Origin of the sequence: Salinivibrio sp. IB574 (assembly GCF_001996205.1) — a bacterium.
In the GTDB taxonomy this organism is placed as follows: Bacteria; Pseudomonadota; Gammaproteobacteria; order Enterobacterales; family Vibrionaceae; genus Salinivibrio; species Salinivibrio proteolyticus.
In genome coordinates this window covers 82,912-106,451 of the sequence record NZ_MUFN01000005.1, presented here as the reverse complement: position 1 = coordinate 106,451, position 23,540 = coordinate 82,912, and the positions used below count along the sequence as shown (strand labels likewise).

Here is a 23,540-nt window from a genome sequence, read left to right as displayed (position 1 = left end):
CGCCACAATAGGGCGGGCTCACAAGCACAATGCGCTTAGCGCATACGGGACTAATAACCCAGCTTGGTCAGTGTCGCTTGAATATCTTTGCCTTCACCGCCAGAGAGCGTTTTCACCGCAAGGTTAGGACGGTTGGTGAAAAAGCCATCCACACCACGGTCACGATAGCGCTCAAAATCTACCGCTTGATCCACGGTGTAAACATGCATCAGCAAGTCTTTCTCATGGCTCATCTCTACCATCCAAGGCGCTGCAAGCTCCATGTAGCTAAACTGGCTTGACCATGCATCATCGTGCTGCGTTTGGATAGTGGATGGACCCACACCGATCGCGCCATGCTGTTTGGCATAATCCAACCATTCTGCGTAGCCTTCTTTCGAAGCCACTTCTTGGCGCGCATAGTATTGGGCGTAAGACTCATCGTCTGCTTTAGGCGCACTGTCCTTGGTGGGAATGTAGCCATCACCCGCCCAAAGCAGCAAGATTTTTGGCACGGTTGGCATCACGCTTTGCAGCGTTTCAAGGCTCGATTTATTAAAAGTTTGTAGGATCACTTTGCCCTTGGCATCGTCATCTAGCCAGCCATGCTTGGTCAGATCGTCTTTCAAATCTTTCTCAATGCCAGGGAAGAACTCCGGCACCTTGGTCTCGATATACAGACCGGGCTGATGCGCACAGCCTTCAGCGATTTCACGCACTTGGTCTAAGGTGACAAGCTTCAAGCCACGGAAGCTTTCACGCGCGCGCTCTGGGTATGATTCATTAAACCAGCTACCCGCATCCAGTTTTTCCAGCTCTGCCCATGTAAAGGTATTGACCGGATCGTCGGCACGCTCAGGGTAGACCGTCTCGATATTAGTATTGCGCTTGAGGTTATCGTCATGCACAGCAATCAATTTGCCGTCTTTGGTGCGCTGCAGATCAAGTTCGAGGTAATCGGCACCCACTTCACACGCGAGCTGATACGCGGGCAGCGTGGACTCGGGGGCGTTGTAGGAATCACCACGGTGGGCAATAACGGCGTGATCGGCAATGCCAAGCTTTTCGCTAAGCGCACTGTCACTGGCTTGAACTGAAGAAGAGAAAGATAAGGCACTGGCCACACTCAGTGCGGCAACGGTCAAGCTCAGGGTCGCTTTTGATGTTGTATTCAACGGGTACTCCTTAATGTCGTTGAAATTGGCGAGATAATTAAACGCTTGTTCAATTATCGAGACAGCATAGCAAAAGCCTGATTTAAAGAGAAAACAAACTCAAAACGCCCACCGAAAAAGGTGGGCGTTAGCACGATTAAGAGGCCAGCGACCAAAGTGACTCAACCGCCTGCAATGGGCGTTGGTCTGGGTTAGAGAGATAGTGCGGGCGTGGTGGTAAACCACTAAATGGCGTCACCGGTTTATTCTCCACACTGTTATAGACAAACATTAAAATCGAGCGTGGATCATTGGCGATATTATCAGGTGAACCGTGCATTAAGTTGCAGTCATGGAACACCAAGGTGCCAGCTTTACCCGTGACGGAGGCAACGCCCTTATCATCGAGCAACGTCTCCATGGTCTCTGGTTTAGGCACGCCCAGCATTTGTTTTTTCAGCGACTGCTGATAGTTTTTCTCGCCGGTACTGCCTTCACAAGACACATAGTGATGATGCGAGCCAGGGATGACGTACAACGGCCCATTGTGCTCGGTGTTATCCGTGAGCATCAGCCAGACGGTAACCGCTCGCATCCGTGGCACTCCATCCTCAACGTGCCAAGTCTCGAAGTCAGAATGCCAAGGAAACGACTTACCTTTAAACGCTGGTTTAATATTGACGCGTGATTGCATCAAATACGCGTCCGAGCCCAAAATTTGTCGTACTTTATTGAGAATGCGCGGATCACGCGAGAAGCGATCAATTAAGTCACTGTAGGCAAAAGGTTTAAAAATGGTGCGCAGCTCGTCGCTATCCGGCTCGGTATATAGCTCTTCATGGCCGGCCATATCATCACGTAGGCGGGTAATCTCGCGTTTAAGTGGTGCCACCATTTCCGGCATATAGTCATTCATCACCAAAAAGCCTTGGCGCTCAAACGTATCCAGCTCTTGCTGGCTTAAGCTATGCGGTACCTTGGGTTGCACACGGCCGTAAACAATCGGATCTAAGCGTGGGGAAAGCGTTTCTTTACCATTGACGCGTGAGGGATATACATCGGCTATCGCTGCCATTATTGACACCTCCTTCATGTCATTCTTTTTCTGGTGATATCTTCTCTCTTTTTGGGGCCCCAAACGGGCATTGAGTGGAATACAGTTCCATATCGGGGCGACTCGATAGAAATCAACCCCGAAGCGAATTGCGGGAGCAGCCTAACAGGTTAGCAAGCGAGAGTGAACCTTTGTCATCGTGTTCACGAAAAAGGTATCCCCTTATTTTTACAGTGAAAAACGAATAGGAACAGTGACCGTTATTGTCAGTCCCGGCAACGCATCTGGCGGCGTCGGCAACGGAGACGCACGCTGTACCAGCGCCTTAGCCTCTTCGTCCAAACTCTCAAAGTGGCTCGAAGTTTGGAGTTTGACCGATTGCACCTCGCCTTGGCGATTGACGGTAAAGGTTACCCGAGGCGAGCCTTGCTGCTTAAGTCGCCGAGCAAATCGAGGATAGCGCTTATAGTGCGCCAAATGCGCGTGAACCCGTCGCTGCCAATTCAACTTGGCAACTTTCCCCTTTATGGTTAGCTGTCCTTGCGCTGGGCCTGTCACTTTTTCACTGTGTGTTGGCGCGTCAACATGTTTCGGCGCACTCGCCTCTTGCGCGGCCGACGACGCACGTGAGGTTTTGGGGCTTTCCTTTGGTTTAGGGCGAGGCTCAGTCGTTTGCACCTTGTGTGTCTCAACCGTCTTTTTCGTCTCTACCGCTTTAGGCGGCTTCTTGGCAGAACGTGAGAAGAGACGTCTGGTGCGATGACAGAAATAGCAATCGGCACCGCGGCGGGAGGCGGTGCGAGCGTGCGCGCTGGTGTCCAAAAGTACGCGATCGCCACTCCAAAATGGAGACTGACGCTCACTGCCGCCCCCACCAACCAGCCTTTTCGCGTGCGGTCTAACTCAAAGCCTTGCGGCAACCCAGCCAATATCGTCATGAGGAACTCGACGCTGACTGCGCAATACCCACCAGCCCGACTTGCTGATAACCCGCTTGACTAAGCGTATTAATCACTTCCAACAGTGACTGATAAGGCAAGGTTTTATCGGCCCGCAAATATAAACGGGTTTGTTTGTTCGCCACCCATTGAGGCAACTTCTGACTGGCTTCCTCAAGGGAAAACGCAGGATGCTCATCAACTTGCAACATTTGTCCAGAGCCTACAGACAAATACACAGGCTGACTGGGCGAGGCATTCGGCTTCGCCGAAGAGGTGGGTAAATCCACCGACACGCTGACGGTTGCAAGCGGGGCCGCAACCATAAAAATGATCAATAACACCAAAATCACATCGATAAATGGTGTCACATTGATCTCATGGTTTTCTTGTAGTTCATGGTCTGACGAGGAAAATTGAAAGCTCATCTCTCTACCCTGCCTCTCGCCACGCAAGTTCAGTTTGCGCATTGCGCTCACTATCGAGATCACGGCTCACCAGCACCAAAATAGCCACCGCTAAATCCCCCATTTGAGCACGATACGCAGCCAATGCACGGGTAAAATAGTTGTAAACAATCACAGCTGGGATCGCCGCGACCAGGCCAAGAGCCGTTGCCAGCAGGGCTTCAGCAATCCCGGGGGCCACCACGGCTAAATTAGTCGTTTGCGTATGCGCAATGCCAATAAACGCATTCATGATCCCCCACACGGTACCAAACAGCCCCACAAAGGGAGCCACGGACCCGATCGATGCCAGCACTCCTGTGCCGCGATTCATCATGCTAGCCTGTGCCACCTGTACCCGCTCCAACCGTGCTTGTACCCGCTCTTTAACGCCTTGACTGACAGCATCTACTTGTTCGGATAGGGCAAGCTCGGTTTGCGCCGCACTAAGAAACGCCAGCCCAGTGCCCTGATGACATGATGCCGCCGCTTTGGCCGCCGCAAAGCTTTCAGCGTGAGCGCAAAGTGACACCAGTGGCGCTAAGCGGCGACGTGCACGACCGAGTTGCCACTGCTTAGTGACGAGCACAGCCCATGTCACGCCTGAAGCCGCCAGCAATATCAGCATGACCGCTTTAACGATAGGATCCGCAGCCTGATACATACCGAGCGGAGACAGTGCATCAACGGACAAATGGGTGGCCTGCGAGCCTAAAGCGGTCACCACTGACCCGCTCTCCGCAGGTGCCGTGGATTCACTCGCCTGCACATGCACCGTGATGACCAAGAGCCACAGGCCCAGTCCTATCCAATATCGCTTCATTTTGAGTCCTTATTATCCATGCGTAATACGCCATATCGGTTATCTACCCGCTATACCGAACGAATAACGAAAACCCGTAACCGCGTCGTTAAAATTTTGCTTTTAGCATCAATTTAATAGTGCGCCCTGGCGCCGGTACACTGGAACGCACCAGTGGGTCAATGTGGTAGACATCGGTTAAATTGGTCCCTACGACTTCAAGCGCGATGTGGCGTGATAGCTGATAATTGGCAAATGCATCAAACGTTAAGGTATCGTCGCGCTGGACCACCTCATCTGACTTGGCTTTAGCAAGGTACGCGCCTTTGATCCCAGCTTCTAACTGACGATTGAAAAAGCGATGGCCCAGTTGCAGTGACGTCGACCACGCTGGGGGGACTTGCGATTCTAAATATCCACCAGGAAAACCGCCAAACAGACAATTGCGGTAATATTCTGGCTCGTCGGGGCGATAACGTGTGACGACGGAGCTCTCATCACAGACTTTATTGGTGAGCATGTAAGCGCCATTTAAATCGGCAAACCAATCACCATCATCGTAGTTCGCTTGCAGCTCCAATCCTGCCAGCGTCTGCGAATCAATATTGCTAAAGCGCAGCATGTCATCTCGCTCAATCACGTTTTCAGTGAGGTGGTGAAAGTAAGCCAGTTTCAGATCACCGTGAGTAAAATGATGAATGTAGCCTAACTCGTGATTCACCGTTGCTTCGGGTTTGAGGCTGGTATACGCATTATTTAACGCGGAAAAGCTAAGCGTGCTTTCAAAGAGGCTTGGAAAGCGCAACATTTGGCTGTAGCGGTAGTAAATACGGTCTTGCGGCGTAGGAGAAAATGCCACGGAGGCAAACGGTGACCAACCCTGCCCGTGATCGTGTGTTTTGGGACGCATGTTCACTTTGGTATTCAATTGATTGGTCGTACGACACGTCCCTTCAATGTAGTTTTCGGGTAATAGTCCGTTAGCGGGGTCACAGGGGTTTTGCGCACGGCTATATTTACCGTTTCCATCATGTAACCAAGCTTGTGTACGCTCTTCAATTTGACCTTCTTCGCGCAGCTTGGCCTCTTCTTCAGCAAGATCAGCCACTATCTGGCTCTCAGGCACCCCAAAAAATTCCAAACTTTCGCGATAACGGCCCAACCTCGCCTGAATTTCAGCCTCACTCAGGAACACACGCACTTTATAGCTGGCTTCAAGCCCCGGCGAGACAGCCTGCTGCGTGAACAGGGTATCGCCCCCTTCGGCTTGGCGCGCTGCAAGGAAGTCATCTTTGACATCAAAGCCTTGAAACTTCACACCAGCGTTGAGCGTCCATTGGGTATGTGGCTGCCAAGTGGCTTGTAAGCTGGCATCGAATTCTTGATAGGTCCCTTCTTGTGGAAAGTGCACCCAACCATCGGCTTTGTTCGCATCATAAGTATCATCAGAACGTTGTTCTCGGTATTGGTATCGTCCTGCGGCAGTCATAGATAAGGTGTCACTGAACGCCGTGGTATTACTGATATTCAGGCCAATACGACTATCTTTTGCGTTAGACGCAGCAGTATTGCGCAACAGGGTGCTGTAGCCCGGTAACAGGTCATGGTTATTGGCATAGTTAGGAAACCCACCTCGGGTATTGGTATCGCTGACCGTGTAGGTGGTCCATAACTTGGCCGTTAAATCAATCCAAGGGTCCTTTGGCGACCAGTGATAATCAAGGTTGTAAGCTTGTGCACGCACGCGGCTAAGTGGCCATTGCGCCATTTTATTGCCATCGACTAAGTCACCAGAGCGGCTCGCCATGATTTCACCATACTCGGCATCGGTGTAGCGCGCGCCAAGGCTCAATTGCTGCGCGCCCTCGAAAAGGAATGTACTTTTCAGCAACACAGATTCGGTTTCGCTGGACGTGTTGGGAATTTCCGCGCCCGGCAGATGGCGCAGCGCCAAGGTCTCTGGGTCGACCTTGGTCATATAGGCTTCTTTCGAATCGCCGCTTTTATAAAAACCGCTATCATGTTTGCCACCATAATAATTGCCTTTATAGCGATAAGCGTAAGCAGCCAACCATTCCATGCTTTCGTCTCGTTTCGCCAGCGCAAGACGGTAAGCATAGTCATCCCCCGAGAAAGGATTGTTGTTCTTGTTGTGGCTCATCGGCTGCCAAAGCGAAGGATCGGCGTAAGGGTATTGGGGCGTGGACGGAAACCCGTCGACCTCGCGATAATCTTGCCCTGTGTATAAGGTCCCTAACGTGGGCGCAACCGCATTGTTGCTTCCTTCAATCAAGAACTCACCGCCAAAGTCTTTTCCCGGCAGCAAAATATCTTGTGCAGAGAGGGTGTTGACGACCACCGCGCCGCCTGTGGATGTTTTGACATTCGCCACAGTATTGGGGCCTTTGATCACCTGCACACCACCAATTAAGTTGGGATCAATATAGCTGCGATTCGAGACACCGCGATAGCCACGCCAGACAGTCAGCCCTTGCTCTGTACCATCGATGAGGACAGGCACACGACCCGGCCCTTGAACACCTCGAATATTTGGGTCAATGCCTCCGCCGTTGCGCGCATCACCACTGTACACATTGGGCATACCTTTAAAGAGATCAGCCGCATCTTTACCTTTATATCGCTCAACCTCTTTTTTGCCCGCGTACACCGTTGACCGGTTGTCATCGTAAACAGCATATTTACCCGCTTCATCGCGACTAATCTCCCCTTCCGAAAACGACACATCTAGGGTATCGAGCGTCAGCGACTCTGTGCTGTCGGTAATTTGATAGCTGCCATCGGCTTGTCGGTGTGCCGTCAACCCCGTACTGGTCAGCAGGGTGTTAAGGCCTTGCTCTGGAGTAAACTGTCCGTCGAGCCCCGCACTGTAAAAACCTTCGGACAAACGCGCATCCAGATGAAATTCGATACCCGATGCCAGCGCAAAGGCTTTTAATACCGCATCAAGCTCTCCGGCGGGGATCTGGTAGGTATTTACCGTGTCTGTTTGGGCATAAACGGGGGAATAAAAAGGCACGTCCAAGGTTAACGATAGACACAATATCGATGACTGCAGTTTCACAATACGGCTCCACTTAAGTGAATTAACTAACCGATACACCGAACGAAGGCGTGGGATCCGTAAAGATGAATGTCATTTTTTATTGGGCTGGAATAATTTGCACCCAGAGCGCAGTGCGAAAGCGCAGGGCAATAGGCAGAATGGTTTCTAAATGCGCCAGCGTTTGCTGGATATTACGGGTGGAAAATACCCCCGTCACGGTTAGATCATTCAGTTGCGCATCTAAGCGCAACCAGCCTGAGAAATACCGTGATAGCTCTTCAACGAGCGTCGAAAGCGGCATGCGTTCAGCCACGAGTTTTTGCTCCAACCAGCTCACTGCGTGAGTTTCTAAAGGCGCAAGATGCTGCACCTTATTGTCCGTGCATTGCACCGAATGCCCGGCGGGAATGTAACGCAGTTGCCCTTGGAATGGCTGAATACGCGCATTGGTCGATAACAATTGTATGGCACTGAAGCGCGCAAACTGGCGCACAGCAAGCTGGCCTTGCTCCTCAACCCACACCTGACCGTGGGCGGTGAGAACCGATAAAGGCGATGCCGCTTCGAGCATCACTTCACCGCGCTCAAGGAAAATTTGTTTTTTCGCGCCTTGATAATCGACCCACACCCGCGAGTCTGTGTTTAACGCGACACGACTCTGATCTGGCAAGGTGAACTGCTTGAGTTCCCCGACTCGGCTTGCCAAGGCAACGCCCTGTTCGTAACGCTGCGCATTAGAGCGCCATGCCAATAAGCACCCTGCGCCAATACCAATGCCACCAAGCATCAAAAACCGCCGGCGCGACAGGCCACTGTGTCGCAATAATACCGAATGATGTCCCGAGACATCCTGAAGCTGGGATTGCACACCTTCCAGCGCTTGCCATGCCTTTTCATGATGAGGGTGAGCACGTCGCCACTGTGATAGCGCCTGTTTATCCTGCTCAGACACATCGTCGGCCCACATACGGGCCATCCATTGTGCCGCTTGTTCAACCACGTGAGGTGATAACGACGACATCATGAATCACTCTTGTGCAGCGAGTACACAGGTCGCCAGTGCCTTGGCGACATACTTCTCTACCGAGGAAATCGAGACAGAAAGCGCCTTTGCGATGTCTTTATAGCTCATTCCCTCTAGCTGGCGCATCAGCAAAGCCTGCCGCACCTTGACCGGTAAATGTCCTAATAACGCATCAACCGCCACCAAGGCTTCCATGGTTTGTTGGTGTTGCTCGGGCGAGCTGGCCATGCGTTCCGGCTGCGCTTGCAGATAGTCTAAGTAAGCTTGCTCAACGCGACGACGGCGATACCAATCGACGATCAAGCCTTTGGCGATATGAGTAAGGTAAGCACGCGCACTGTCTGTATCAGGCAAACGGCCAGAGTTAAGCAAACGCAGATAGGTATCTTGCACTAAGTCTGCCGACGTTGACGGGCATCCCATGCGTCGCTGAATAAAGCCCGAAAGCCAGCGCTGATGTGACACATACAGCGAGGTAACACCCTGATGTAACGCCTGCTGACTCCCTATCATTGAATGTGCTCCCTACACCTAAATCGACCACTCAATACAAACGCTAACAATTATCATTAATAATTGCGTATATGCAAGCATGTTCTAGACAGAGCCATGCTTTATCGACTCAGCGCACAGTTTGTGTCACACCGGCAATCGCGCACACATGTATCGAGTCAGTAAGTTCACGCTCTAGCGTTCAAATCCCCGCCGGTTCGTGCTAACCTGCGCGCCTCCCATCGGGAGACTACTATCTATTCGTCGATCTCCGTCAATACGATTGCGCTATGCTTTGGTATTGGCATCAGCCGGTTAAAGTGATCAATCCATGAGTCAAGGTACGCTTTATATTGTTTCTGCCCCGAGCGGTGCAGGCAAATCAAGCCTGATTTCAGCACTGCTGAATGACAACCCACGCTATGACATGAAAGTGTCGGTTTCACACACCACACGCGCTATGCGTCCCGGTGAAGAAAACGGCGTGCATTACCATTTTGTCGCAGTAGAAGAATTCAAGGCCTTAATTGATCAAGGCGCCTTTTTGGAACACGCAGAAGTCTTTGGCAACTATTACGGGACATCGCGCGTATGGATTGAAGAGATGCTTAATAAAGGCATCGATATCTTTTTGGACATTGATTGGCAAGGGGCGCAGCAAATTCGTCAACAGATGCCGAACAGTAAAAGCATCTTTATTTTGCCGCCTAGCCGCGAAGAGTTAGAGCGCCGTCTCACCGCTCGCGGCCAAGATAGCGAAGAGGTGATCGCCAAACGCATGCAAGAAGCACGTTCAGAGATCTCTCACTATGCTGAATATGACTATTTGATCATTAATGATGACTTTGATGTCGCATTAATGGATCTTAAAGCGATCCTCCGTGCAGAGCGGATGCGTCAGCCTAAACAAGCCAGCAAATATCATGCAATGATTGACGACTTGCTGGCCGACTAATCATGAATATTGGCGTTTGTTCGATTGCAGCGCACCCAGTGCTAGCAATGGACGGCCGCCTTTTGTATAATTTTCGGTCATTTTTAAGACCTGTTTATCACTACAGCTGGAGTCCTTCATGGCACGCGTAACTGTTCAAGACGCCGTTGAAAAAATTGGTAACCGTTTCGATCTCGTTCTGGTTGCGGCCCGCCGCGCCCGCCAAATGCAAACGGGTGGTAAAGATCCTCTAGTACCAGAAGAAAATGACAAGTACACCGTGATCTCACTGCGTGAGATCGAAGAAGGACTGATCAACAAAGAAGTGCTAGACGCACGTGAGCGTCAAGAAAAGCAGGAGCAAGAAGCTGCCGAAATGGCCGCTGTTAGCACCATTTCTGGTCACCGTTAATCGCGTCATCATCAGGGAACAGGCCGTTTGTACCTCTTTGATAGCCTGAAAGAAGTCGCGAACCAATACTTGCCGGAATCGCAGCTTGAAGCGCTCCGGCAAGCGTATCTGGTTGCGCGCGATGCCCATGACGGGCAAACCCGCTCCACCGGTGAGCCCTACATCATCCACCCCATCGCCGTTGCGCGGATCCTCGCAGAAATGCGCTTGGACTGCGAAACCTTAATGGCGGCGTTGCTGCACGATGTGATTGAAGACACAGACGTGACCAAAGAGGATCTGCAACAACGCTTTGGTGATGTGGTTGCGGATCTGGTGGATGGCGTTTCCAAGCTCGACAAGCTCAAGTTTCGCGATCGCAAAGAAGCGCAGGCGGAAAACTTCCGCAAAATGGTCATGGCCATGGCCCATGACATTCGCGTCATTCTGATTAAGCTCAGCGACCGTACCCATAATATGCGTACCTTGGGTGCCCTGCGCCCCGATAAACGTCGCCGTATTGCCCGCGAAACACTGGAAATTTTTGCCCCACTCGCTCACCGCCTCGGTATTCACAATATTAAAGTGGAGCTCGAAGAGCTCGGCTTTGAAGCGCTCTACCCCAACCGCTATCGCGTCCTCAAAAAAGTGATTGCGCAAGCGCGGGGCAACCGCAAAGAAATGATCCAAAAAATCCATGCGGAAATCGAAGGCCGCTTGGAAGATGCCGGGATCAACGCGCGCGTGCTTGGCCGAGAGAAGAACCTTTATTCCATCTATAACAAGATGAAGAATAAAGAGCAGCGCTTTCATACCATTATGGATTTGTATGCCTTTCGCGTGATCGTCGACGATCTCGACACCTGTTACCGCGTCTTAGGGCAAATGCATAATTTGTATAAACCACGTCCCGGCCGCTTGAAAGATTACATTGCCGTGCCGAAGGCGAACGGTTATCAATCACTGCATACGTCAATGATTGGTCCGCATGGTGTGCCAGTTGAAGTGCAAATTCGCACTGAAGACATGGACCAGATGGCGGACAAAGGGGTCGCTGCGCACTGGGCGTATAAGAGCGGCGCCGAACGTCCATCCGGTACCACGGCACAAAAACGTGCTCAGCGCTGGATGCAAAACTTGATTGAGCTGCAGCAAAGCGCGGGGAACTCCTTCGAGTTTATCGAAAGCGTTAAATCCGATCTTTTCCCCGATGAGCTGTATGTCTTTACCCCGAAAGGGCGTATCGTCGAGCTTCCTGTGGGCGCCACGGCCGTTGACTTTGCCTATGCGGTTCATACCGATGTGGGTAACACCTGTGTCGGCGCGCGAGTCAATCGTCAACCGTATCCGCTAAGCCAACCTCTGAAAAACGGCCAAACCATTGAGATCATTACCGCACCGGGCGCTCGCCCGAATGCCGCATGGCTCAATTATGTGGTGACCGCTCGGGCACGGACCAAGATCCGCCAAGTGCTCAAAACCATGCGCCGTGAAGAATCAGTCACATTGGGGCGTCGTTTGCTCAACCATGCGCTGGGTGAGAAGAACCTACCTGATGTCGATCCTGACCGCCTCAATGCAATTTTGACCGACCTGAAGCTAGAAAGCAGCGATGATTTGCTCGCCGCGATCGGCTTAGGTGAGTTAATGAGTGTCGTGATCGCTCGCCGCCTGCTGGACGATGAAAACACGGACGCGGAACCGTCGGATGGAAAAATGCCTATCCGTGGCGCAGATGGTATCTTGGTCACTTATGCCAACTGTTGCCGCCCTATTCCGGGCGATCCGATTATCGCGCACGTCAGCCCCGGTAAAGGCTTGGTGATCCACCGTGAAACCTGCTCAAACATTCGCGGCTACCGTCAAGAGCCGGATAAATATATGCCTGTTGAGTGGGCAGACGATTTCGATCAGGAGTTCAGTACTCGTCTACGCGTGGATATGCAGAACCATCAAGGGGCGCTAGCGGATTTAACCAACACCATCGCCGCGACGGGATCGAATATTCAGGGACTGACGACCGAAGAAAAAGATGGCCGCTTGTACACCATCTTTGTTCGCCTCACCACCACAGACAGGGTTCACCTTGCCAATATTATGCGCCGCATTCGTGTGATGCCAAACGTGGTCAAGGTCAGCCGTCAAAAGAACTAGCCATGTTGCCATTTCGTGCTCAGGCTATCACTCGCCCGCCTTTTGGTGGGCGAGTTTGTTTCTCTCCTATCGTGTAACTAACGGAACCTCACCATGACACCAGAACGGTTTGAACGAATTCATCAAGTGCTTGCTCAGCGCCAGCCTGATCTCACCGTGTGTATGGAACAAGTCCATAAGCCAAATAATATCTCTGCCATTATTCGCACCGCGGATGCCGTCGGCGTACATCGTCTTCATGCCGTCTGGCCAAAAGGCAGTAAAATGCGCGCTTTGGGTGGCACCTCAGCAGGCTCTCGCAACTGGGTCGATGTACAAACCCATGATTCGACTGCCGAAGCCTTTGATGCGCTTCACGCTCAAGGCATGCAGATCTTAGTCACCAACTTATCCGACACCGCCATCGATTTTCGCGACGTCGATTACACCCGCCCTACCGCTATTGTATTAGGCCAAGAAAAAGAAGGCATCAGTCGCGAAGCGCTCGATAAGGCGGATCAAGATATCCTCATCCCAATGGTGGGTATGGTACAGTCATTAAACGTGTCAGTGGCGAGTGCTCTTATTCTGTATGAGGCCCAGCGACAGCGCCAATTAGCTGGTATGTACCAACGGGCTCACACCCGTATTCCGGACGAAGAAGTCCACAAGATCCTGTTTGAACGGGGCCATCCTGTTTTAGCACGCGTGGCTAAACAAAAAGGGCTGCCCTATCCACCGCTGGATGAACACGGGCAAATCGTTGCTGATGAGGCATGGTGGTCTGCGATGCAGGCAGCCAAACACAAACGTAGTAAATAACGGACTATTTTGATGCGATCATCCATGCTCAATGCTGTCTCAGTCGAAACACTGGCCGGTGTCGGCGCTAAAATGGCGGAAAAGCTGACCAAGCTGGGGTTGTATACGGTTCAAGATGTCTTGTTTCACTTGCCGTACCGTTATGAAGATCGCACACGCGTCTGGCCGATCGCCAGTTTGCTCCCCGGACAAACCGCGACCGTTGAGGGTGAAGTGACGCACAATGACACTGTGTTTGGGCGCCGCCGCATGCTGACCGTGCGGATCCATGATGGCAATGGTGCGCTGACGCTACGCTTTTTTAACTTCAACGCCGCGATGAAAAACAGCCTCGCCATCGGCAAACATGTGAAGGCCTATGGCGAGCTAAAACGCGGTAAGCATGGCCTAGAAATCATTCACCCTGACTATAAAGTCTTTTCTGAGCCTACCGAGCTTGCGCTAGAAGAAACTCTGACACCTGTCTATCCCACCACTGAAGGGCTGCGCCAAGCTACCTTGCGCAGTCTAACCGACCAAGCGTTGGCATTGCTGGACAAAAGTGGTGTACAAGAGTTACTCCCTGAGGGCTTATATGATAGACAGCTTTCATTACGCGATGCCTTACACCTTTTGCATCGTCCACCACCAGAGGTGTCACTTGAGGCCTTGCAAGCCGGACAACACCCTGCCCAACGTCGCTTAATTATTGAAGAATTACTCGCCCAACATCTGTCGATGCTGTCCGTTCGTCATCAAGCGCAAGCGGTCAGTGCCACGCCGTTGCCACCGAATGGGGCGCTGAGCCAACAATTGCTGGCCAACCTGCCATTCTCACCCACAGGGGCACAATCGCGCGTGGTCGATGAAATCAGTCGCGATCTGGCTAAGCCCGTCCCCATGATGCGCTTGGTACAAGGCGATGTGGGCGCGGGTAAGACGCTAGTTGCGGTATTGGCGGCGCTGCAAGCTATCGAACACGATTACCAAGTCGCATTAATGGCCCCCACGGAGCTATTGGCCGAACAGCATGCGGTGAATTTTGCCCAATGGCTGGAGCCGTTGGGTATTCAGGTTGGTTGGCTCGCCGGTAAGCTTAAAGGCAAAGCGCGCGACGCTGAACTTGCAAGGATTGCCAGCGGTGAGGCGAAAATGGTGGTCGGCACGCATGCGTTGTTTCAAGCCCATGTCGACTTGCAGTGAAGGCCGCCAGGCGTATTGGGTGTGTACCTTGATTGAAGAATCCGACGCTCTCGAAGCACAAGCTGCTGAAGATACCGCCACCGCACTCAAAGCGGCGCTTCCTCATCTTGCCGTCGGCCTTGTCCACGGACGCATGAAAGCGGCGGAAAAACAAGCCGTCATGCAAGCCTTTAAGCAAGGGGAGCTGCATTTGTTGGTCGCAACTACCGTGATTGAAGTGGGCGTCGATGTCCCCAATGCGAGTTTGATGATCATTGAAAACCCCGAGCGGCTCGGGTTGGCACAGCTTCACCAATTACGGGGCCGTGTCGGTCGAGGCTCCGTCGCCAGCCACTGTGTGCTCTTGTATCATGCCCCTTTGTCTAAAACCGCCAGTCAACGCTTGGGCGTCCTGCGCGAGAGCAATGATGGCTTTGTGATCGCACAGCGCGATCTCGATATTCGTGGGCCCGGCGAGCTTCTCGGTACCCGGCAAACCGGCTTGGCCGAGTTTAAAATTGCCGATCTGGTGCGTGACCAAGCGCTGATCCCCGAGGTACAGAAGTTAGCGCACCACCTGCATCGACACTATCCGCAACACGCCGCCGCAATCATCGCACGTTGGCTTGGCCATAAAACCCATTATTCCAACGCATGATCGCCGATATCGCTCTCCCAGTGGGCCATGACCAACGCCATGGCCTCGGATTTGCTATATCCGGCTTGATTGGCCACCTGAATAAAATGCGCCAATGGCGCTTGTACATATTGCAACCGTTGATGAGGCTCAGCAGGACGCGCTTGCTGGCTGACTTTCATCCCAACGCCTCGCACTCGCTCTAACCATCCTTGCTCGGCAAGCTGCTGATAGCTGCGCGAGACCGTCATCGGGTTCATCTTTAACTCTCGCGCCAGCACGCGTACCGACGGCAAGCGCTCGCCTGAGCGCAGCGCACCACTGGCGATCTGACGCTGGATTTGCTCAATCAATTGCTGAAATTTCGGGATAGGATCGTTTTTATCTAAACAAAGTCGCATAGGCCATAGTGTGTGTATTAGTTCTATACGACAGTATGGTCGGCCTATCCGCCTTCGCGAATAGGCCGTGGAGAAAACGTGGCAACGCGCACACTAGCTTTTAGCTCGCCCTTGATTGACCGGAAATGTCATCTGGATCCTCAGCCCTCCTTCGGTACGGGAAGACAGGCGAATATCGCCGCGCAGTTGTTCCACAATCCGTTTCACAATGGCGAGTCCCAGTCCAGTTCCCTCGCTACCACGGGCTGAATCACCCCGCGTGAACGGCTGGAAAAGCGACGCTTCTAGGCTCGCATCAATGCCCGGTCCATTGTCCTCAACTTCGATCCATTGGTGGGTATGATCGGCGGTACTGCCACAACGAATGCGTACCCAGCCGTTGCCATAGCGGACCGCGTTAACCACTAGGTTAGTCACGGCCCGCTTAAGCGCCACCGAGTTGGCATACAACTCGCCATACAAAGGCAGCAACTCGGTATCCATCTCGATACCCACCAGCTGTTGGCTATTCGCCACATCACGACAAATGCTCGCTAAATCTACCGGATCAGGGTCTTGCTGCTGCACCGCGCGCAGATAATCCATAAACTGGTTGATGATCTCGTTGCACTCTTCGGTGTCTTTGGTGATGCTATCGGCAAGGTACTCATCGTCCGGCGACATCATTTCGGTCGCCAAGCGAATGCGCGTCAGCGGCGTGCGCAAATCATGGCTCACCCCTGCCATCAGCAAGGCACGATCCTCTTCGAGTTTACGTATGCCTGCAGACATTTTATTAAACGCCACTGTTACCGCTTGAATTTCAGAAGCGCCTTTTGGAGCGACAGGCTCAGGAAACCGGCCTTCAGCCACATCTAACGCAGCACGCTCTAAGGTCACCAGTGGGCGATTTTGCATCTTGATAAACAGCCAACCACCTGCAATCACCAGCAACGCAATAATCAGGCTGTATTGGAAAAGGGGCGCAAAGTCATCTTGATGCAGTTCAGAAAGCGGAATACGCATCAAAAAGTCATCGATGGCGTCAAACTTTAACCACAGCACATAGCTGTCTTCACCGCTGACAAGGCGCACTTCGGTCGGCGTTCCCAGCTCTTCGCTCATCCGCGCACTGAGATAATCGATCTGCATCGCGTCTTGGTAGGCGCCTGCTGCGTCACTATTGGGGGCATGTAAGGTCACCCCAATTTGTTCCAGCAGTTGCCGACGCACGGGCTCACCCAAATGCAGCACTTCCCCGTCTTTCAGCGTCCAATCCTCTTCCAGCATCAAGCGCACTTCAAAGGCCAGGATTTTATTGAACTGCTGCAAGCTGGGGAGCAGGGCATAATTAACGATGGTGAGATAAGAAAAAACTTGGCTGGCAATCAATAGGCCAGCCAAAATCAACAGCGTGCGGGCAAAGTTGGTGCGCGGCGACATCCGCATCGCTTATACCTCGCCGTCAGGGACAAACACGTAGCCCAGTCCCCACACGGTCTGGATATAGCGTGGCTTGCTCGGATCTTCTTCAATCATGCGGCGCAATCGCGAGATTTGCACGTCAATGGAGCGTTCCATCGCGGAGTACTCACGTCCGCGCGCCATATTCATCAGCTTGTCGCGTGATAACGGCTCGCGCGCATTGGTCACCAAGGCTTTAAGGACCGCAAATTCGCCCGAGGTTAACGTCATCGGGTCGTCATTACGGAACATCTCCCGTGTACCGAGGTTGAGGCGAAACTCGCCAAATTCGACCACCTTGGTGTCTGCACTCGGTGCGCCCGGCGCTTCAATGGTTTGGCGGCGCAAGACAGCACGGAGACGAGCCAATAGCTCCCGTGGGTTAAATGGCTTGGGCAAGTAATCGTCCGCGCCCACTTCTAATCCGACAATGCGGTCAATTTCATCACCCTTTGCGGTGAGCATTAAAATCGGTAATTGGTTGTTCGCCTGACGCAAACGGCGGCAGATAGATAAGCCATCTTCACCCGGCAGCATCAGATCCAAGACCATCAGGTGAAAGGCTTCCCGCGCGAGCAAGCGATCCATCTGTTCGGCATTGGCCACACTGCGCACTTGGAAGCCCTGCTCAGTTAGGTAACGCTCCAGTAGCGAACGCAGACGCATATCATCATCCACCACTAGGATTTTATAGTTTTCTTGCATGGTTAACCCTCATACTCAATGCGGTTATCTGCCGACAAATCAAGCAGTCATTGCTGTAATCATACCGGATTTTGCCACATTTGCGCGGATTGACACTGATGGTTCCGCCACGAAACAACGAAGAAATTGTTACCGAGTGTTGCCTCGACAAGCTTGCTCGGTTCTTGTAATTTGCTCGTTGAAATTGCATCACTTATTGAGGCTTCGCGAGGGTTAAGGAGACGCTGCGTGAAAACCAAACTGGTCACCCGTGAAGGGTTTAACGCACTCAAAGCGGAACATGACCACCTGTGGCATGAAAAACGCCCAGAGATCACCAAAATTGTCAGTTGGGCGGCAAGTTTAGGCGACCGCTCAGAGAATGCCGACTACACCTATAACAAGCGCTTGCTGCGACAAATTGACCGCCGCGTCCGTTATCTGCGCAAGCGGCTGAATGAACTCACCATTGTCGACTACTCACCCCAACAAGAAGGGCGGGTCTTTTTTGGCGCTTGGGTAGAAATTGAAAACGAGGCGGGCGATATCAAACGCTTTCGGATTGTTGGCCCTGATGAGATTTACGATCGTAAAGACTACATCTCGATTGATGCGCCCATGTCGCGCGCCCTGCTCAAAAAAGCGGTCGATGATGAGGTGGTGGTCCGAACCCCTGAAGGCGAGAAGCATTGGTTCGTCAATACAATCACTTACCCAACCGAGACCGACTCACGGGAACCTTAACGACCACAAGGGTCAAAGAAACAGATTCAATGGCAGTGCTGCGGTGCTGCCGTGCTTGTTTACAAAAGGATATGCATGCACAGTCAACTGACTCAAACCCTGGCTAAAGAGCTCAATGTCTCACCCAACCAGGTCGCAACCGCCGTTGCGCTGCTCGATGACGGAAATACCGTCCCCTTTATTGCTCGCTATCGAAAAGAAGCCACCCAAGGGCTGGATGACAGCCAACTGCGCACGCTGGAAACACGCTTAGTGTACTTGCGCGAAATGGAGGCTCGGCGTGACACCATCCTAAAATCGATTGATGAGCAAGGTAAACTAACCGATAGCTTGCGTCGCGACATTTTGGCGGCGGACAGCAAGAACCGCTTGGAAGATCTCTATCTGCCCTATAAACCCAAGCGTCGTACCAAAGGACAGATTGCCATTGAAGCAGGCCTAGCGCCCTTGGCCGAGGCCTTATGGCAAGACGCGTCGTACGATCCTGACACGCTCGCCCAATCCTATCTCAATCCCGAGCAAGGCATCGCCGATACCAAGGCAGCACTCGACGGCGCCCGCGCCATCATGATGGAACGCCTCGCTGAAGATGCCGCCTTGCTCGATAAAATTCGTCAATATCTCAACCAATACGCGGTGTTACGCGCAAGTGTTGTCACAGGCCAAGAAGAGGCTGGGGCGAAATTTAAAGACTACTTCGATCATCAAGAGCCGATCGCTAAAGTGCCTTCTCACCGCGCCTTGGCCATGCTCCGTGGCCGCAACGAAGGCGTCTTGCAACTGGCCTTAATCGCTGACCCAGACCAAGAAGCAGACAGTAAAGGCAGTATCTGCGAAACCATGATTGCCGAGCATTACGGCTTATCCTTGGGCAGTGCGCCCGCCGATCGTTGGCGTAAGCAAGTTATCGCGTTCGCGTGGCGAGTCAAAATACTCATGCACCTTGAGACTGAGCTTATGGCCAGTTTGAAAGAGCGGGCCGAAAGCGACGCCATTGATGTCTTTGCCGCCAACCTGAAAGACGTTCTGATGGCCGCTCCCGCGGGCCCACGCTGTACGCTCGGTATTGACCCGGGGTTGCGTACCGGCTGTAAGGTGGCCGTGGTCGACGGTACAGGGAAATTGCTCGATACCGCCACCATTTATCCTACCGCCCCGCGTCACGACGTAGATGGGGCGAGCAAAACGGTGCTCAATTTAATTAAACGTCATCAGGTCAACCTCATCGCGATCGGCAACGGCACCGCCTCCCGCGAGACCGAAGCGTTTGCCAAAACCATGCTGAGTCAGGCCGGCTTAGCCATTCAGACCGTCATGGTCAGTGAGGCGGGTGCCTCGGTGTATTCGGCATCGGAATTAGCTGCGAATGAATTTCCCGACCTTGATGTCTCGCTGCGTGGTGCCGTTTCTATCGCCCGCCGCCTGCAAGACCCACTGGCCGAACTGGTTAAAATTGACCCGAAATCGATTGGTGTAGGCCAATATCAGCACGATGTCTCTCAAAGTCAGCTTGCCAAAAAACTCGATGCTGTGGTCGAAGACTGCGTGAACGCGGTCGGCGTGGATCTGAACAGTGCATCGGCGCCACTCCTGACTCGTGTCGCTGGCTTAAGCCAAACCATGGCGCAAAACATTGTCGCTTTTCGTGATGAAAATGGCCGCTTTGGCGATCGTAAAACCCTGCTGAAAGTGCCGCGTCTTGGCCCTAAAGCATTCGAACAATGCGCGGGCTTTTTACGGGTAATGGATGGTGCCAACCCGCTGGATCGCTCTGGCGTTCACCCAGAAACCTATTCTTTGGTCAAACGCATTGCGGAGAAAACTGGCAAAGCCGTCGAGGCGCTGGTCGGTAACAGCCGTTTCTTGCAAGGCCTGAACGCGAAAGAGTTTGCAGATGACAACTTTGGGGCAATCACGGTCACCGACGTGCTTAACGAGCTGGCAAAACCCGGCCGCGACCCGCGTCCTGAGTTTAAGACCGCCACCTTTGCGGAAGGCATCAATCAAGTCAGCGATCTGAAGCCCGGAATGCAACTGGAAGGCGTGGTGACCAACGTGACGCACTTTGGCGCCTTTGTCGATGTCGGGGTTCACCAAGACGGCTTGGTGCACATCTCCGCCCTGTCGAATCGCTTTGTCAGTGACCCTCGTGATGTGGTCAAAGCCGGAGATGTGGTTAAAGTCAAAGTGATGGAGGTGGATGTACCACGCAAACGGATTGGCTTATCCATGCGTTTGGACGATACCCCTTCAGGCGACAGTGCGTCCCAAGGACAAGGCGATAACCACAAAGCGGGACAGCATCGCCCATCACGCAAGGCGCCTCGTCAACCCGCCAAACCTATCGGCGGGAGCATGGCAGATGCCTTTGCCCGCGCCAAGCGCTCTTAATGACGCAAAAAAGCCCCGCTCGTCTTGGCGGGGCTTTAACGTCAATCGGCTCAATGGACCGAGCTTAAATCACAATTAATACTTCTGATGGCATATTCGCCACGGTCGCTTGCTGGTAGCGCATCGCGACCACCGCACGGGTGCGTTCAAATCTTTGCAGTTGCTCAATTTTCTCCAACACCTCTTCGGGCATTTTGAGCCCCAACGGATAGCCGTTTTCTGGTCGCGCCTCGTCTCCGGGCTCGCTACGAGTGATAGCATCAATGCGGTTAGCAACATTGGCGCCGTTGTAGTCGGCGTCTTTAAATGACTCGGGGGTATAGTCGAAAGAATAATTGGGGTGCTGCGACGGATCCCACGACGGATTACGCAGTTGCTTGTCTTGCTCCGTCGCTGGTTTTTCATGATCCAGCGCGGGCGGCTGTTTGGTCGGAACAATTTTTTCGCGCACGCGATTCTCCCGCGCAACTTGCTCAGTTGGCGGGTTCACCGATGGCGCGACAGTTGGGATACTGACGCTTGCTGGCGATATATTCATCTGATGCTACCTCCCAACATCAGCTGAAGGCCTTATTGTCAGTCCGGCCTCGTCTCCTTATAGTTTAGACGACAACCGCGAGTATTGTGCCTATTGTTCCCAGCGCAGACAAAAATTGTCCTGCGTTATAGGCGGTATCATCGTTTTCCTTCACTTTGTCCGGATGGTCCATGCCCAACGCGCCATAAGTAAAGGATTCAACCGATGATTTCTCTTTAGACTTGTCAACGCCTTCAGCGTTTTTGGCTGCTTTCGCATCCTTGACGTCTTTCACCGCTGGGGTGGCCGCTGTCTCAGCGGGCTTTGTATCTTTGACCTCTTTGTCCGCATTTGGTTGCGTTTGCGGCGGCGATTTTGGCTTCATCGACTGAGGATGATAGGCCTGAGACTGCCCAACGTTGCCTACGTTCATTATGGTCTCTCCTCATACCAGAGCAAGTGACATAGTTAACTTATCGGCAGAAGAATGACAAGATTTAGTCAATTCTGCCAAAAATCGTTCAGCGCGCGCAGTCAGGGCGGCAATTGGTTGCCAGAAAGGCGGTGAGCCTGTCTACCACACCGTCAGGCTCAGTGACAAAAGGGGCATGGGCACTGTGTGCAAAGACCTCACTCGGTGAATGAGGTACCCAAGCATCCATCTGTCCCGCCACGGCGACAGGCACCAAACCATCGAGGCGACCGTACAACCGCAGCCAAGGTAAGCGAATTGACTGGCATGCTTGACGTAAATCCGCCGAAGCCAGTATTTGCAAACCATCGGCCAGAGCCTGAGGATCCGGTGCAGGTCGTGAAAACACTGCCTGCTTGAGCGCTTTAATGTCTTTCTTCGCAGTGGGCGACCCCATAGCCTGCAGCGCCATAAATCGCTCCACGGTCAAAGAAAAATCCTGCTCTAGCTGTGAGGCAAATGCATTCAGCACCGCGGGTTTAATGCCTCGCCATCCCGGTTCCGCGACAAACTTGGGTGAGCTTGCGACCGTCACGAGCCCCGTCAAACGATGGGGCGCGAGCAGGGCCGCTTGCGTGGCCACCAATCCGCCCAGTGACCAGCCCAACCAAGTTGCTTGCGCTGGTGATTCTTTAAGCAACACTTGTGCCAATTGTTCTAAATCAAGCCCCGGCTGTGCGGGGCTCAACCCAAATCCGGGCAAGTCAACACAATGAACTCGGTAGTTTGCAGTGAGATACGGCAAGATAAGCGACCAAACAGCACTGTTCATTCCCCAGCCATGAATGAGAACCAGATCGGGGCCTTGTCCGTAAGATTGCCAATCACATAACGCCATGCTTTACACTGCCTTTGTACTCTTTTTCATCAGGATGGCTATGATACCAGCAATTCATCCCCCTCGCCTTGCTGGCGTTTGGCAAAGCATTAGGGGCAAATCTTTGCCCCATCAGTGCCCCGTGTGTCGCTTATCCCTCCCTGCCGATCACACCTTGTGCTGCGATGCGTGCTGGGATAAACATCATCAGGCCTACGGGTGTCAATGTTGTGGCTTGCCGGTGCTCACCCCTCAAACTCATTGTGGTCAGTGTCTCAGCCATCCACCTGCGTGGCATACGCTTACCGCGATCAGTGCCTACCTCGACCCGCTCCCTGATTTGGTTCACCGCTTTAAATATCAAGGAGACTTCGAGCTGGCCCTTCCGTTCGCCACGCTGCTCAGCGAGAAAATCGACACGCCTGCCCCAGTCTTACTGCCTGTTCCCTTACACTGGCGGCGACGAATACAACGCGGCTTTAACCAAAGCGCCCATCTGGCATGGGCGCTACAACAACGGCTTGGCAGCCGAGTCGTCACTCACTATCTAAGACGTACTCGCCATACCTCGCCTCAGCAAGGGCTGGATAGATCTGCGCGACTGAAGAACCTGCGCGGGGCATTTCGCTTACACGGTGCTCTGCCGGCAGAGCATGTTGCGCTTGTCGACGACGTGGTGACAACCGGAGAAACGGTCAGTCAACTTTGCCGTTTGTTGCGCCGAGCGGGTGCGAAACGGGTCGATATTTATTGTATTGCGCGAACCAAGCTCCCTTGAGATAAACCGCAGTGACCATAAATTAGCCACATTGAACAAGGGGTGATAGCAAGTAAAAACCGGAGTACACTGTACAAAACACACTGGATTAGTCAGGTATTTGTCGTGTCAGAAGTCAAAATTTCAGAAAATGCACAAAGCCACTTTGTGAAGTTGCTTGAGCAACAGCCCGAGGGCACCAATATTCGCGTGTTTGTGGTTAACCCAGGCACGCCAAACGCCGAGTGCGGTGTTTCTTATTGTCCACCCGAAGCAGTAGAAA

22 protein-coding genes and 2 pseudogenes are annotated in these 23,540 nt (G+C 52.8%); 9 read left to right on the top strand and 15 right to left on the bottom strand.

What is annotated here, in order from left to right:
• Positions 1-50: 50 nt before the first annotated feature.
• The 9 genes from BZJ17_RS03930 to BZJ17_RS03895 all read right to left on the bottom strand — a co-directional run bounded on the left by BZJ17_RS03930 (position 51) and on the right by BZJ17_RS03895 (position 8,974).
• Positions 51-1,154, bottom strand: coding sequence for a glycerophosphodiester phosphodiesterase (locus BZJ17_RS03930; protein WP_241836753.1), 1,104 nt, complete (start codon positions 1,152-1,154; stop codon positions 51-53).
• A gap of 136 nt (positions 1,155-1,290) precedes the next feature.
• Positions 1,291-2,208 (bottom strand): phytanoyl-CoA dioxygenase family protein, encoded by a 918-nt coding sequence (locus BZJ17_RS03925; protein ID WP_077639840.1) that lies wholly within the window; start codon positions 2,206-2,208, stop codon positions 1,291-1,293.
• A 207-nt stretch (positions 2,209-2,415) separates the two neighbouring features.
• Complete coding sequence (locus BZJ17_RS03920; protein ID WP_157893156.1) at positions 2,416-2,865, bottom strand: energy transducer TonB; 450 nt, start codon at positions 2,863-2,865, stop codon at positions 2,416-2,418.
• Between the two features lie 29 nt (positions 2,866-2,894).
• Entirely contained in the window at positions 2,895-3,125 is a 231-nt protein-coding gene (locus BZJ17_RS17165) for a hypothetical protein (protein WP_157893155.1), read from the bottom strand.
• Positions 3,122-3,553, bottom strand: coding sequence for a biopolymer transporter ExbD (locus BZJ17_RS03915; RefSeq protein WP_077639838.1), 432 nt, complete (start codon positions 3,551-3,553; stop codon positions 3,122-3,124). The genes BZJ17_RS17165 and BZJ17_RS03915 overlap by 4 nt, the downstream gene beginning before the upstream one ends.
• Before the next feature lie 4 nt (positions 3,554-3,557).
• Complete coding sequence (exbB, locus tag BZJ17_RS03910) at positions 3,558-4,394, bottom strand: tonB-system energizer ExbB (RefSeq protein WP_077639837.1); 837 nt, start codon at positions 4,392-4,394, stop codon at positions 3,558-3,560.
• Positions 4,395-4,482: 88 nt separating this feature from the next.
• A complete protein-coding gene (locus tag BZJ17_RS03905) occupies positions 4,483-7,455 on the bottom strand; it encodes a TonB-dependent receptor (protein ID WP_131826796.1) in 2,973 nt (990 codons plus the stop codon).
• A 79-nt stretch (positions 7,456-7,534) separates the two neighbouring features.
• Positions 7,535-8,461 (bottom strand): DUF4880 domain-containing protein, encoded by a 927-nt coding sequence (locus tag BZJ17_RS03900; protein ID WP_077639835.1) that lies wholly within the window; start codon positions 8,459-8,461, stop codon positions 7,535-7,537.
• A 3-nt stretch (positions 8,462-8,464) separates the two neighbouring features.
• Positions 8,465-8,974, bottom strand: coding sequence for a sigma-70 family RNA polymerase sigma factor (locus tag BZJ17_RS03895; protein ID WP_069588980.1), 510 nt, complete (start codon positions 8,972-8,974; stop codon positions 8,465-8,467).
• 310 nt (positions 8,975-9,284) lie between these two features.
• On the opposite strand from BZJ17_RS03895, the gene gmk reads away from it, so the two are divergent.
• From gmk to BZJ17_RS03870, 5 genes and pseudogenes are all read left to right on the top strand, one after another.
• Positions 9,285-9,908 (top strand): guanylate kinase, encoded by a 624-nt coding sequence (gmk, locus tag BZJ17_RS03890; RefSeq protein ID WP_069588981.1) that lies wholly within the window; start codon positions 9,285-9,287, stop codon positions 9,906-9,908.
• 118 nt (positions 9,909-10,026) lie between these two features.
• Entirely contained in the window at positions 10,027-10,299 is a 273-nt protein-coding gene (rpoZ, locus tag BZJ17_RS03885) for a DNA-directed RNA polymerase subunit omega (RefSeq protein WP_069588983.1), read from the top strand.
• 27 nt (positions 10,300-10,326) lie between these two features.
• Positions 10,327-12,432 carry a bifunctional GTP diphosphokinase/guanosine-3',5'-bis pyrophosphate 3'-pyrophosphohydrolase gene (spoT, locus tag BZJ17_RS03880; RefSeq protein ID WP_069588984.1) on the top strand — a complete coding sequence of 702 codons (2,106 nt, stop codon included), beginning with the start codon at positions 10,327-10,329 and terminating at the stop codon, positions 12,430-12,432.
• A gap of 93 nt (positions 12,433-12,525) precedes the next feature.
• Positions 12,526-13,233 carry a tRNA (guanosine(18)-2'-O)-methyltransferase TrmH gene (trmH, locus tag BZJ17_RS03875; protein WP_077639834.1) on the top strand — a complete coding sequence of 236 codons (708 nt, stop codon included), beginning with the start codon at positions 12,526-12,528 and terminating at the stop codon, positions 13,231-13,233.
• A 12-nt stretch (positions 13,234-13,245) separates the two neighbouring features.
• Positions 13,246-15,052, top strand: a pseudogene (locus BZJ17_RS03870) (ATP-dependent DNA helicase RecG).
• Here BZJ17_RS03870 and BZJ17_RS03865 read toward each other — a convergent pair.
• From BZJ17_RS03865 to ompR, 3 genes are all read right to left on the bottom strand, one after another.
• A complete protein-coding gene (locus tag BZJ17_RS03865; RefSeq protein ID WP_077639833.1) occupies positions 15,037-15,432 on the bottom strand; it encodes a GntR family transcriptional regulator in 396 nt (131 codons plus the stop codon). The pseudogene BZJ17_RS03870 and the gene BZJ17_RS03865 sit on opposite strands and share 16 nt — an antisense overlap.
• 93 nt (positions 15,433-15,525) lie before the next feature.
• The gene (envZ, locus tag BZJ17_RS03860) at positions 15,526-16,860 is read right to left on the bottom strand and encodes a two-component system sensor histidine kinase EnvZ (RefSeq protein WP_077639832.1); all 1,335 of its coding nucleotides are present in this window, start codon (positions 16,858-16,860) and stop codon (positions 15,526-15,528) included.
• 3 nt (positions 16,861-16,863) lie between these two features.
• Positions 16,864-17,580, bottom strand: coding sequence for a two-component system response regulator OmpR (gene ompR / locus BZJ17_RS03855; RefSeq protein WP_069588994.1), 717 nt, complete (start codon positions 17,578-17,580; stop codon positions 16,864-16,866).
• A gap of 228 nt (positions 17,581-17,808) precedes the next feature.
• Between ompR and greB the strand changes: the two genes are divergently transcribed.
• Positions 17,809-18,303, top strand: coding sequence for a transcription elongation factor GreB (gene greB / locus BZJ17_RS03850; protein ID WP_077639831.1), 495 nt, complete (start codon positions 17,809-17,811; stop codon positions 18,301-18,303).
• 75 nt (positions 18,304-18,378) lie between these two features.
• Positions 18,379-20,694 carry a Tex family protein gene (locus BZJ17_RS03845; RefSeq protein WP_077639830.1) on the top strand — a complete coding sequence of 772 codons (2,316 nt, stop codon included), beginning with the start codon at positions 18,379-18,381 and terminating at the stop codon, positions 20,692-20,694.
• Between the two features lie 64 nt (positions 20,695-20,758).
• Here the strand turns inward: BZJ17_RS03845 and BZJ17_RS03840 are convergent, their stop codons facing one another.
• From BZJ17_RS03840 to bioH, 3 genes are all read right to left on the bottom strand, one after another.
• Entirely contained in the window at positions 20,759-21,232 is a 474-nt protein-coding gene (locus BZJ17_RS03840; RefSeq protein WP_069589003.1) for an ATP-dependent Lon protease, read from the bottom strand.
• A gap of 64 nt (positions 21,233-21,296) precedes the next feature.
• Entirely contained in the window at positions 21,297-21,644 is a 348-nt protein-coding gene (locus BZJ17_RS03835; protein WP_077639829.1) for a hypothetical protein, read from the bottom strand.
• Positions 21,645-21,732: 88 nt separating this feature from the next.
• Entirely contained in the window at positions 21,733-22,521 is a 789-nt protein-coding gene (gene bioH / locus BZJ17_RS03830; protein WP_077639828.1) for a pimeloyl-ACP methyl ester esterase BioH, read from the bottom strand.
• A 40-nt stretch (positions 22,522-22,561) separates the two neighbouring features.
• Here bioH and BZJ17_RS03825 point away from each other — a divergent pair, with 40 nt between their 5' ends.
• Positions 22,562-23,278: a ComF family protein gene (locus BZJ17_RS03825; RefSeq protein WP_077639827.1), complete on the top strand. Its 717-nt coding sequence runs from the start codon at positions 22,562-22,564 to the stop codon at positions 23,276-23,278.
• Positions 23,279-23,383: 105 nt separating this feature from the next.
• Positions 23,384-23,540: pseudogene (locus BZJ17_RS17370) on the top strand (Fe-S biogenesis protein NfuA); the annotation flags it as partial.